At 65.2% G+C, this 12,572-nt stretch carries 9 protein-coding genes; 3 read left to right on the top strand and 6 right to left on the bottom strand.

From position 1 onward, the window contains the following. Positions 1-52 precede the first annotated feature (52 nt). From ACR9Y6_RS04655 to ACR9Y6_RS04645, 3 genes are read left to right on the top strand one after another with little or no spacing between them, the layout of a single operon-like run. Positions 53-421: a hypothetical protein gene (locus tag ACR9Y6_RS04655; RefSeq protein ID WP_481280212.1), complete on the top strand. Its 369-nt coding sequence runs from the start codon at positions 53-55 to the stop codon at positions 419-421. An 18-nt stretch (positions 422-439) separates the two neighbouring features. Next, positions 440-3,202: a hypothetical protein gene (locus ACR9Y6_RS04650; RefSeq protein WP_481280211.1), complete on the top strand. Its 2,763-nt coding sequence runs from the start codon at positions 440-442 to the stop codon at positions 3,200-3,202. Further along, the gene (locus tag ACR9Y6_RS04645; protein ID WP_481280210.1) at positions 3,199-3,777 is read left to right on the top strand and encodes a phage tail protein; all 579 of its coding nucleotides are present in this window, start codon (positions 3,199-3,201) and stop codon (positions 3,775-3,777) included. The genes ACR9Y6_RS04650 and ACR9Y6_RS04645 overlap by 4 nt, the downstream gene beginning before the upstream one ends. On the opposite strand, the gene ACR9Y6_RS04640 is transcribed toward ACR9Y6_RS04645, so the two are convergent. The 6 genes from ACR9Y6_RS04640 to ACR9Y6_RS04615 all read right to left on the bottom strand — a co-directional run bounded on the left by ACR9Y6_RS04640 (position 3,768) and on the right by ACR9Y6_RS04615 (position 12,570). Continuing rightward, complete coding sequence (locus ACR9Y6_RS04640; protein ID WP_481280209.1) at positions 3,768-5,249, bottom strand: serine/threonine-protein kinase; 1,482 nt, start codon at positions 5,247-5,249, stop codon at positions 3,768-3,770. The two genes, ACR9Y6_RS04645 and ACR9Y6_RS04640, sit on opposite strands and share 10 nt — an antisense overlap. Positions 5,250-5,693: 444 nt before the next feature. Next, on the bottom strand, positions 5,694-6,632 hold the full coding sequence (locus ACR9Y6_RS04635; protein ID WP_481280208.1) for a hypothetical protein: 939 nt from the start codon (positions 6,630-6,632) through the stop codon (positions 5,694-5,696). Between the two features lie 414 nt (positions 6,633-7,046). After that, positions 7,047-8,456 (bottom strand): family 4 glycosyl hydrolase, encoded by a 1,410-nt coding sequence (locus tag ACR9Y6_RS04630; RefSeq protein WP_481280207.1) that lies wholly within the window; start codon positions 8,454-8,456, stop codon positions 7,047-7,049. Then, positions 8,434-9,381, bottom strand: a complete 948-nt coding sequence (locus tag ACR9Y6_RS04625; protein WP_481280206.1) for a carbohydrate kinase family protein — start codon at positions 9,379-9,381, stop codon at positions 8,434-8,436. Before ACR9Y6_RS04625 ends, ACR9Y6_RS04630 begins: the two co-directional genes overlap by 23 nt. Further along, positions 9,360-10,715, bottom strand: a complete 1,356-nt coding sequence (locus ACR9Y6_RS04620) for an APC family permease (protein ID WP_481280205.1) — start codon at positions 10,713-10,715, stop codon at positions 9,360-9,362. Before ACR9Y6_RS04620 ends, ACR9Y6_RS04625 begins: the two co-directional genes overlap by 22 nt. After that, positions 10,708-12,570 (bottom strand): beta-galactosidase, encoded by a 1,863-nt coding sequence (locus ACR9Y6_RS04615; protein ID WP_481280204.1) that lies wholly within the window; start codon positions 12,568-12,570, stop codon positions 10,708-10,710. Before ACR9Y6_RS04615 ends, ACR9Y6_RS04620 begins: the two co-directional genes overlap by 8 nt. Between the last annotated feature and the right edge of the window lie 2 nt (positions 12,571-12,572).

Raw genomic sequence — 12,572 nt, 5'->3', positions numbered from 1 at the left:
CCCGCGGGGCGGCCCATGCGCCGCCCCGCTCCGCAAATCAATGGAGCCCGATATGACCCCTGCGCATACGAACCAGGCGAATCCCCGCGATACGAAACATCTGCCACGTAACATCTGGGCGCCCTACGCGGGTGCCAGCATCATGGTCTACTGGCGTCGCGATCGCGGCACATGCTTCGAATTCGCCCTGCAATTGATCGACCGCGCCCTGCTAGACGATGGTGATCCAGGAATCATCGTATGGACGACGGTGGGTCCGGACCACCCCCGCCAACCGTTCTCGCTTCGTGGCGAGGCTTCCCCTGCCGAGATCCTTTCCGGCCGTTTCGAATGGCGATGGAGCGTCGAGGGCACCGCCCAACTCTGGTTGGTCGATGCCAACTATCCCGACGGATTCACCGCCGAAGCCCAGATAGCCTGAGCGCCCGGAGAACGGATGATGGATACGAATCCGATGGACAATCATGGCTCGCGCGAAATCGGGCCGGTCCGCATCGGCTGGACCTTCCACGACGACGGGGCGGCCTGCGGCATCGTCGTGGACTGGCTGGGGCAGTCCATCGCCAAGCGCGCCATGGACGGCCGACACCCTCGGTTGAATTTCGACGTGCGCACCGAATCCGCGCCATACCAACGCGTTTCCGGTGAACTGTGGTTCGACGCCGGCAACGGCACGCTGAGCTTGAAAAGCCTGGCCTATCCGGGGGGCGGCGCCACCGACATGCTGCTCGCCCGCTTCCGCCCCGAGCCATCACCACCGGCCGATCACGACGACGCCGAAGTGGAGCAGGCCATCGTCGGGGAGGCTGGCAACCTGTTCCCCTATATTCATCTGCGTGCTTGGCCACCCGCGAGCGAGCAGGCCCTGGCCGACCGCTTTGTCTTCTACGCCACTGTATGCGCGATCGACGACCCGCGCCTGTACTGCCGGCTCGCCGCGATCGATCGCAAGCAAGCCGGTGCGCGCGCACGAATGATCGAACAGGCACTGGGATTCGTGCGGGGACAATCGCCTTACGAGGGGCAATTCGCCGCCAGCCCGGCCGCGTTGGGCCCGGAGTTCTTAGCCCTGGACGAATTCGCCGTGCTGGCGGGGCACATCGAACAACCGAGCACGCAGGTGTTGATCGACCTGATCGTCGAGTTATGGGGCAAGCCATGGCCGTCGATCATCGAGTCCCTCGGCTCGATCGCCTTCGCCCAGGTACTCGACCAGGCTTGGCAAAACGTGTTCGCGCTCGACTGCGTGCTCGGTTACGATCGAGGCACCCTCGGGGGCATGATCCGCGCGATCGTCGCCGCCCGTCTCCTGCAACGGATGGCCGGGGCCGTCGATGACGATTGGCCCCCTCAGCGCCTGCGTGACGGTCTGCAGGCGACCGTGGTGCTCCCCGCGACCATCTTCCCGCTGCCCAGCGCCTTGCCATCGGACATCGGGGAAATGGCGCCGATAACGATCCTGCCTTATGCGATCGGCAACCTGCACCTGGTGAAGCGCCGTCTGTTGGGCTATGCATTGGGCGAGGTCAGCCATGTCGAGAGCGTGATGGCGGACGAGAAGAAGCTGCGCGCACGGAACGAGCGATTCGAGGAAGAAAGCCGCAGCGCTACCCAGGCACTCGAACAGGATTCGCGCGACGATGAGCGGTCCGGTAGCGGCCTGTCGCTGGAAGCCCAGGTGCGCGCGACACTGCGCGAGCAGTTCCAGATCGACTATTCGACGAATTACGGGCCGCCGACCGAGAGCAAGCAAACCGGTTCCTATACACGGAAGCCGCTCGATGATTCGCCCACGCGCGAAGACGAGACGACGCAAGGCAGGCTCGCCCGTCGCGTCACCGAACGGGCGGCGCAGCGGGTATCTAGCCAGCTAGGTGAGCAGCGCCTGCACCGTCGGCGTCACGCGCGCCAGAGCGAAACCTCGCAATGCTTCGACCGCCGTGGCCGCACCGAAAATCAACGCGGCATCTATCGCTGGCTGGACGCACGCTACCGTTGCTGGGTGATGCGAATCGGACGTCGTTTGATGCTTGAATACTTCGTCCCCCATCCCGCCGCGCGGATGGCCGCGGCACGACTTGAACTCACCGGTGTCGACCTGGTGCGGCCGGTGCCGCCGGCGCGACTCGGGCTTTGCCGCTTCGACGACATCTCGCTGGACCCGGGAAGCGACCTTTACTACGCCACCCTTGCCGCGCGTTACAGTGTCGATGCGTCGTCGCCACCGCCCGCGCGCGCCTACGCCTGTGCCGTCGTCGAATCCGGCGCTCCATTGCTGAGCCAGCTGATGGCGCTCCCATCTGGCTACGCCGCCGCCACGGCCACGCTCTCCCTCACCACGGCGTCGAAGACCCTGACCGTGCGGGGACGCATCGGCGCGAGCGAATTCGTCGTCGGTGGCGATGGCCAGGGCGGCAGCCAGACGGTCGCCCTGGCCGCACAGACGAACTCGTTGCCGGTTTCCGTCGCGATCGACGATGGTAACGACGAAGGGAACAGCTATGGCCTGAACGTGGAGGTGGAGTTACGGCGCACCCTCTCCGCGATCGCGGAGTGGAAATCCCGGTTGTACGACCGACTGCTCGAAGGCTATCGGCGACAGGAGGCTCACTACCTGGAAGCGACGGGCCTGGCGGCTGCGCGTCGGGTCGATCCACTGGCATGCCAACGGACGATCCGCGGTGAATTGAAACGCGCCGGCATGCGCGGCTTTCTTCAACTGGCCGCCATGCGCACCGGAGAACTCCGGCGCGAGCGGCGTTTCGAACCGGCCTTGCAACTGTGGCTGGAGCAGGCCCTCGAATGGACGGAACTCACCTATGCGTTGATCGACGACCCCGAGGCGGAAGCTGTCGCCGGCGCCGACGGCGAGCCTTTCATGGCTTTCCTCCAGGCTGCGTATGCGCGCGTATTGCTACCGGTGGCGCCGGATCGCGAACGCTCGTTGCTGTATTACCTCGCATCCGGCATGGTCTGGACCGGTGAGGACGCGTTGGCTCCCACCTTCGACAGCCCGATCGGCGAGGATGGCATGGGACCGCCCGCCACCACGACCTACGTGGACCTGATGGACGATCTGAAAGCCACGGCGGCTCCGCTCGAGCCGATACACACCCGCGACAGCTGGACGCTGATCCTGCCCACCACGATGTCCGTGCTCCAGGATGGCGACCGCTTGCCCGAGTTTCCGGACCACGCATGATCGGGCATGTACCCATCGGAGGCGTGTGCCTTTACCTGGGCAATGTCGCCCAGGTATCCAGCACCCGGAATCCCGCCTGGCCACCGCCGGACCCGGCGCGGCCGTCGTCGGGCCAGGACGGAGGTGGTGGAGCCGTGGCGCTGTTGGAAGCCCAGGGATGGATGGTGTGTGATGGGCGCGAGTTGCAGGTCTGCGCCTTCCCCAGGCTCCATGCCGCCCTTGGCTACCTCTACGGCGGCGAGGGCGGCATGTTTCGCTTGCCCGACCTGCGCGGCGTCTTCGTCCGTGGCGTCGATCATGGCGCTGGAGTCGACCCGGACCCGGGCACGCGCAAGCGTCCGGACGGCAAGGGAGACTATGAGGGCGTTGGTTCGATACAGCTGGATGCGCTCCAGGTACACCAGCACGACTACGACGAACCCGCGGGAAGCGCCGTATCGGACAAGGGTACGCCCGCCTATAACGTGTCCCCGAATCCCAAGCCGACAAGCGACCCGCTCGCACCGGCACGCACCAGCACCAATGAGACGCGCGCGCGCAATGTCGCCGTCTATTACATCATTCGCTATGCCTGAGCCCGGGGCCGTCGTGGTCGCCCGGTCGATTCCTCGTCGGCATCGACCTCGGCTTCGGCGCTGAACGAGAATACCCTTACTTCCTCGAAGAGCCCTTCATCCGCATGCCGCGCGATCGACACGGTGAGGACCAGCGACAGTTTCCAACGCCCGTGCCTCTGGACCACCTGCAGAGGCGTCAACGACCGCTGTACCGATGCGGTGAGCTTCCTGCCACGGTAACGATGGATTTCAACCGGCGACCACTGATCGATCGGCGTGGTGGCACGCACATGCGAGAAAGGCGATGCCGATGGAGAACGGTCGGCTCCAGCGGCAAGCGGCACCGTTTGCAGCATGGCATCGAGCAGGTTCGTGGAGACCATCCGGCCGGCCTTCCCATAGCCGGTGACCTCCACGATGACCGGCTCGCCATCGCGCAAGCGCATCGTGCCGGCATAGCGCCCGGTCGTCGGATGGATTTCGCGGTCGCCGGCGGAGTCGCTCGCGCGCCAGAGGAGATCCGTGCTCACTTGTTCCACATCGAAACTCAACCGGATGATCGCCGAATCGGCCTTTCGTACATCGGGTGCGGGAACCGGCCGCGATGGCGTGGCAGACGTGACGACCCTACGCTGGCGGCGAACCGGAGCACCTGGCCGCTGGCTTGCCTGTAAGCGGACGAGCTCACTGTGCACCTGCTCCATTGATACCGGTCGGCCGGCGACATGGCGCCGGGTCATGCGCTCGATGAGGGAACGCAATCCCGCGTCGCAATGCGCAGGGATCGTCCAGCCGTCCTCGCGCCCATACAAGCGTTCGCGCAAGGCATCCGTGGCATCCTCATTCCCGGCAACCAGGCGTCGGGTCACCGCTTCATACAGCACCAGTCCCAGCGAATATATGTCGCCGCGCACGCTGGCCTTCGCGCCCAACAGTCGCTCGGGCGCCATATAGGCAAGGGTTCCCGCCGGCGGTTCAACCGACGACGTCGACAGCGTGTCGAATGGATCGATCGCGGCAGCCGCCCCGAAATCGAGAATACGCAACCTGCCTTCGTCGGCCAGCATGAGATTGGAAGGCTTTACGTCGCCATGGACCCAACCGGAGCGGTGCGCCTCCGCCAATGCCGCGGAGGCTTCCACGCCCAGGCGCAATACATGTTCCTGGCGCAGCGCTCCCGCCTGGGCGATGGCTTGCGCCAGCGTACGCCCACGCACCAACTCCATCACCATCGCAAGTTCTTGCGGACGCTCCTCCAATGCGAAGACGTTGACGAAGGCACGGTGCCGCTGCGAAGCGAGGCGTTGCGCCTCGTAACGCAGGCCTTCTTGTCTTCGACGATCGGTACCGGTGAACTTGATCGCCACCTCCCGCGCCAACCGCTCGTCCCAGGCTGCATGAACGCGTCCGAAGCCGCCCTCCCCCAGCACTTTTCCAAGCCGGTAATGAGCGAACCGTCGCGCCTCCTCCTGTAGCCGCCTTCCCGACATCGTCCCCCTCCTCGATCCATGCCGACAATGAAAGAGGCAGGATCGAACGCGAGGCGAAGCTCGCTGTACCGGCAGACGATCGCGCCGGCACTGCGCTGCGACAGAGATCGGGCGCACGTTTCCCCTCGACGGACGAAACTGCACCAGGTCACGGTATCGCCGTGGTCACCGGCGATATCGTGATGCAGGTGGTGAAACGAGGGTGGCGAATTCTTGCATCGTGTCGCGATGAAGGCGCATGCCCCGACCGAGGCACGTATTCGGCACGACAGCTAAAGGCAAGCCTGCTTGCGCCGATATCCATCCGTTCCGAACCGAACCGCGCCGAGTTCTGCCGTCGGGTTCCGATTCTCGTCTACGGTTTCAAACGACATCCTGAGCCTCATCAGGAAACCCCGATCCTCGCGCTGCCGCAACGGACCACTCCGAGCCGGCAACGTGGCTTCAAGGCCGGCGAAACTCGAAGTTGTCGACTACGACATTGTTGGCCACCTTGAACCTGACCTCGCGAATGCCCTTCGCGTTTTCATACGCCACGACGCTGACGATATCCGGTCCGGCAAGGACGGTTCCCAGATGCGTTTGGTCATTAGCGTAGAACTCGATGTGGCCCCTGATAGCGTTCAGGTCGACACGCCTCATCGTGAACCGGACTCGGCTGGTGACCTCCTTGAAGTATATGGTGACCTCTTCAGGGTAAAAAACATCGCCGCCCAGGAGAACCCGCTTCCCCATCATGTGCGGAAACGCGTCATTCGCTTCGGAGATGACATAAAGACGCTTCTTGTTGTGAATCTTCAACAGCGGCGTTTCCAGCAACGAGGTGTGATCCCCATTCGTCAAATTTTTGAAGTATTCGAGTGCCATGTCTCCCTCCGCGGGACTCGCAGGCACGGCGGCGGAAGCTTCGACGATTTCGGGGCCTTCCTCGACGGTTCCCGCGGTTGCACCGGGGGGTACGAGAACGCCCTCGTAGTTATCGAAGTAAACGACGTCGTAGGTCAAGAAATGAACCCTGCTGATTCCGGGCGGGTGTTCCAGAGCGACAACGCAAGGTTCGCCTTTCGTGACTTCGACACGCTTTATCAGTTGATTCTCGCGGTCGAAAAAAGCGACGACTCCATTCTCGATCCCGCCATGGACATCGTTCAGAATGAACTTGATCTCGCCTGGATGACCATCGATCAACAGGTCGACCGAGAGATGATTATCCGGTCGTGGAAATTGCACACACCGCCCCATGAAGTAGGGATACCAGTCATCGGGCGCGCGAACGATGGACATGTCGCCTCCCGTGAGCTTGATAACGAAATAAGGCGTCGTCAAGCCCGCATACGAGCCCAAGGGATACTCTTCGAACTCAACGGTATAAGTGGCGTCCATGCACGGATCCCTCCTTCCTGAGTTGACTGACGACGACAGGAACGCCATCAGTGCCTGGATGACACGCTACACCCATGACGTCGCAGGCGTCTTGCGGACATCGCACATCGGGCAGCGCATTACTTCGAGTACGGGCGCGACGAATCGAAATCGTTGCCGAAGATGCGCAATGCCTGTGATCCCAAGAAAAAGGTTCTTCACGGAAGTCCGGGGAGCGCGGTAGGCAGGCCGTCGGCCGCCACCCTCGTCGCTCCGGTTGCACCGTCGCTCGGGAAAGGGTGCCTGTGGGAGCCGACCCTGTCGGCGATGGTGCTTGCCTCACCCTGGCCCGCTGCCGCGGGATCGCCGACAAGGTCGGCTCCCACAACGGGGTTTCCGATTCGCCGCCCGGTGATCTCAACCAAGCAAAACGCGCTAACGAAGCACCGGCCCATGGCACAGGCATTCGCCATCGTCGTTCGCATGCCCCAGCAAGGCTTCGAGCAAATCACCGGACGGCGTCCACTCTCCGATCGCCGGATGGATCAGCATCGCCTTGCGCGCTTCGAGCCGGCGCTGGTCCAGCACCGAGGCGATCGCCGCGCGCTCGTACGCCTTCACCGAACGAACGAGGCCGTTCACCGCATCCGGCAACGATGCGATCGGCTGCGGAACGATGGAATCGAGCGAGATATCCGATGCGATCTCGACGATGTCGTCGTCGGGAAGGTCGGGCAAGGCGCCACGATTGCGCGTGTTCACCACGATACGGGCAGGCCTGGCGCCGGTCAGCGCGCTCATCACGTCGATGGCGATGCGGTGATAACCGGTCGCCACGCGGAACGGATCGCCTTCCAGGCTCACGCCGTGGTCGAAGGCCGATCCGCCTTCCGCTTCGAGTTTCATGTACGAACCGGAGCGCTGGTTCAGGTACGCCGCGTAGATGTCGACGGCCGCCTCGCCATCGCCCGCGTCCAGGCGCGAGGTCAACGTCGCCAGCAAGTCGTCGTTGAGGCGCTGGATCTCCGCGCCACGGCTGCCACCTTGCCTGCGCTGGTTATCCAGCGCGCGACGCTTCTCGTAGTAGAAGAACAGATACTCGGTCGGAATGAGGCGCAGCGCGCGAATCATCTCGAAGTCGAACAATGGTGCGAGGTAGAGCTGTCGAAGCAGGTCGTCGTCGGCCAGCAGGCGATCGAAGACGTCCTCGCCACGTACGCGCACGCCGCGCACCCAGCCAAGGTGGTTGAGTCCCACGTAGTCGCACTCGACCTCGTCCGCCGGTTCGCCCAGGGCACGCGCGATGTTGTGGAACAGTTCGGTGGGCGTGTCGCAGATGCCGACGATGCGCGCCCTGCTGTGGTCGGTGACGGCCTGCGTGATGAGGCCGGCGGGATTGGTGAAGTTCACCAGCCAGGCCTCGGGACTCAGCCGTTCCACCAGCCGGGCCTGCTCGATGGCGACGGGAATGGTGCGCAGCGCCATGGCGACCCCGGCGGGACCGGTGGTCTCCTGGCCAGGATATCCATGGTCGATCGACACCCGTTCGTCGGCCGCCCGGCCGACGATGCCACCGATGCGAATGCTGTTGAGGACGAAGTCGGCGCCCTCGATGGTGTCTTCCAGGGAGGTCGCACCGCGCAGGCGCAGGTCGCCACCGAAATGCCGGACGATGGCCTTGCCGAGGTCGACCATGATCCGCAGCCGTGCGGGATCGGGGTCGTACAGCACCATCTCCGCGGCGCCGAGCGCTTCAGCGGCCTCGTTGACACCGAAAACCACCAGGGGCGAGCGGACGCTGCCCCCTCCAATCAATGCGATCTTACGATCCGTACGTCCGCTCACGAAGAGTCCTCAAGGTCGGGGAATGGGGAAGAGCATGCAAGGCGCCCGCCGCGGTGGTGCACAAGGCGCCGGTGACACAGGCGCGCTGCACGCAGCGGTCCAGCGTTTCGCCGTCGAGCACGGCGTCGATGAGCCCGGCGTCGAAGGCATCGCCGGCACCGGTCGTGTCCAGCGCCTCGACAGCGGGCGCATGGACGATTCGGATTCCCGCCGCATCGGCCACCAGCGCGCCTTGCGCGCCCAGCTTGAGCACCGTATGGCGCAAGCCCTGCGCGCCGGACCATGCGGCATAGGCATCCGCGTTGTCGTCACCGACGAGCAGGGCGGCTTCCTTCGCATTCGGCAGGAAAAAATCGATGTCGCGGCAGGTCGTGTGGTTGGCGGGATCGCGCAGCCAATCGGCGCTGTAGCCGACGTCGAGCGAGGTCGTGCATCCCGCCTGGCGGAGCTGCGGAAGGATACGCGCGGCCAGCTCGCGTGACAGCGGCATCGCGAAATGCACGTGGCGAGCGGCGACCAGGTCGGCGATCACGGTCGGCACTTCGAGCAGCTCGGACAATCCGGCGTTGGCACCCAGGTAGGTGAAGAACGAGCGGTCCTCGCGGGTGGAGACGCTGACCGTCGTACCGGTGCCGTCGGCGCCGAGGCGGATGCCGTCCATGCCGACGCCGAAGTCGCCCAGCCGCCGCTCGAACCAGTCGAAGTCCGCCTCGCCGATCAGCCCCACGAGGCGCGTGCGCCGGCCGAGCCGCGACAAGCCGCACGCGGTGTTCACGCTGCCGCCTCCGAGCTCGCGCAGGTAATCCTTCGCGAGCACTTCCTCGCCCGGCCCCGGCCAGCGGGCGAAGCCGCTGAATACGTGGTCGGCATAGATCTCGCCCACGACGGCGACATCCCAGGATTTCAGGTCGATGGAAACGGCCACGAGCGCGTTCTCCGGGCTTGCCAAAGGAAGATGAGGGTACCGGCGACGACGGCGACCACGGCGGTCACGATCGACGACCAGCCGCTGGTCGCGACGAGGTAGAGCCAGCCCACCACGCTGATGGCGATCGGCAGCGGGTAGAACGGCATGCGGAAGGCGTCGGCCGAAACCTTCCTCCGGCGCAAGGCCACCACCGCGAAACACTGCGCGATGTACTGGAACAGGATCTGCACGACCATCAGCGTGGCGATCAGGCGTTCCAGTGAAAGGAAACATGCCAACGCCGAGGTCACGCCGACAAAGACCAGCGACACCGTGGGAAAGCCGCCGCGCGGATGGAGCTTCGCGAACACCCGGAAGAACTGTCCGTCGGCGGCGGCCGCATAGGGCACGCGCGAATAACCGAGCAGTACCACCAGGGCCGATCCCCAGCTGGCGAGCAGGATCAACGCCACGGCCAGCGTGCCGCCGATGCGGCCGTGGATGGCTTGCATGAAATCCGCCACCACGGCTTTCGACTGCGCGGCCTGCTCCCACGGCAGCACGCCGAGGATGCTGATGTTCAGGCCGAGATAGAGCACCGCCACGAGCGGGATCGAGGTCAGCACCGCAAGGGGGATGGTGCGGCGCGGCTGCTTCACTTCGCCACCGAGCATGCACACGTTGTTATAGCCGCCGTAGTCGTAGACGGCGATCAGCGAAACCGCGCCCAGGCCGAGCCAGAATCCATGCGTCGATTCCGTGCGCATGTGCAGGAACCGGCTGGCGGTCGCCATGTCGAAATGCGCGATGCCGCTGACGACGACCCAGGCGCAGGCCACGACGACGATGGCGGTGATGAACATCGACAGCTTCTGGATCTCGCCGACACGCCGGTACAACACGGCCGTATTCGCCAGGCACAGGCCCGCCGCCACGAGGATCCGCCCGCCGTCGCCGAGCGACGGCACGAGATAACCCAGGTATTGGGCGAATCCCACGGCGGCCGAGCCGATCGAAAGGGGCGCGGTGAGCAGCGTCTGCCACAGGTAGAGGAAGCCGAACAGGCGACCCATGCGTTCGCGCCCGTACGCTTCCCGCAGGTAGTGGTACGGCCCACCGGACTCCGGAATGGTCGAGCCAAGCTCCGCCCACACCAGTCCGTCGCACAGGCACAGGAAGGCGCCGGCGATCCAGCCTAGGAGCACGCCCGGTCCCGCAAGGGCGGAGAGCGCGAGCGGAATGGTCACGAACGGCCCGATGCCGATCATGTTCAGCACGTTGGCCGAGAGACCGCCCCAGAAGCCGATCGCCCGCGGCGGTACGTCGTGTGTCGGCACGGTCTCCTCAGTCATGCAGGCGTTCCGCGGCATGGATGCCCGCACCGGCGCTCCGGTGCAGGTCGAGCACCATCACGGTATTGTCGCCTTCGCGCAGCCATGGGCCCGGGCAGAACAATCGTCGTTGCGGCCCGATGTGCCAGTAGCGGCCCAGCAGCTGTCCGTTGACCCAAAGATAGCCCTTCGTCCACTCGCCCATGTCGATATAGACATCGCCCGGCCTGGCGAGGTGGATCTTGCCCCGGAAGAAGACTCCGCCACGGGCCGGCGGTCCCTTCAACGGCCGCAGGTGTTCCAGCCAGCTGCCATCCAGGGGCAAGGGCCAGGCATGGAAGTCACGCAAGGGCGCGCCATCGAGCGTCACCGGCCCGATCAGGCCCTTGTGGTCGCCCAGGCGCGGACCGAAGTTCACGTGCCCGAACGTGTCGACAAGTACATCCAGGATGCATCCGCGTGGCAAGGCGACATCCGGCGACGACGACACGTCCGCATGTTCGACGCGCGATACGTGGCCGGCCTCGTGGCCATCCATGTAGACCACGGCATAGTCGCGCACGCCGTCCAGGCGAAGCCGCGAGCCCGCCTCGACGCGCTTGCGGTAGAGGACCAGGCCCTGGTCCTGTCCGAACAGGATCTCGTTCGGCCCCGGCACGGGTATGCGTGCCGGCTCTTCGAACAGGTTGTCCCACAAGGATGCGTATGGATCGAGTTTCACCGGCGCGAACGTCGCCGAGGGTTCGGCAGGCGGCACGGCGGGCGGTGTTGTCCCGGTCGCTTCCGCGATCGCCTTGCGCAAGCGCTCGTACTGCGGGGTCGGGTATCCGCGCTCGTCGATCGGTGCGCCGTAGTCGTAGCTGGTGATGACAGGCTGGAACCGCGAACCGTCGTCTTCGAGGTTGGCCCCCGCGGTCAGGCCGAAGTTCGTGCCGCCGTGCACCACGTAGAGGTTGAACGAATAGCCCGCCTTCATCACGCGGCGCAGCGTATCCACGTAGTCCTTCGATGCGAAAACCGGCTCGCCCCAATGGGTGAGCCATCCCGGATATCCCTCGCCGACCCATACCGGCGCCTCGCCCGCGAACGCCCGGCCCTTGGCCAGGATGTCCACGTCCGCGCCGTCGAGACCCAACGCGGCGCCGGGCAGATAGGCACGTCGGCGCGTGAGATCCTTCCAGCCGTCGGAGACGGCAAAGGGACCGGTGATGCCCTGTGCACGCCATGCCGCCTCGACCGCCTTGAGGTAGCCGACGTCCCCGGCGAACATCGAATACTCGTTCTCCACCTGGAGCATCAGCACCGGGCCGCCCCGGGACACCATCAAGGGCGCGACATGCGATGCCAGCGCGGAGATGTAGCGCCGGACGGCCGCCATGTAACGCGGATCGTCCCCATCGCGCAGGCGCGTGTCCGGATCGCGAAGCAGCCATGCCGGCAGACCGCCGTTCGTCCACTCGGCGCAGACATAAGGACCCGGGCGCAGGTATACCCACATGCCCTCTTCCTGGCACAGGCGGATGAAGCCGACGATGTCGCGGTTGCCCGTTTCGAAATCGAACTGCCCTGGCTCGCGCTCGTGGTGGTTCCACATGACATACAGCGCGATGGTGTTGAGCCCCATCGCGCGTGCCATGCGTATCCGGTGGCGCCAGTGGTCCTTCGCGATACGCGCCGGGTGCATCTCCCCGCTGTGGATGCGGAACTCCCTGCCGTCGAGCAGGAACCGCCTCCGGCCGAAGCCGAAGGCGTGCGCCTTGCCGTCGGGCGGCACCGGCTTTACCGGCGCGGCCGTTCCCGCCAGCGCCACCGGCGGGGTTCCGCCCCATGCCAGTGGCGCGAGCAACGAGAACGCGAGGAAGTCCCGGCGCCGCATGC

The sequence above is a fragment of the Luteibacter sp. TLI7-4A genome, assembly GCF_056754745.1.
This window is presented reverse-complemented; position numbering and strand designations above follow the sequence as displayed.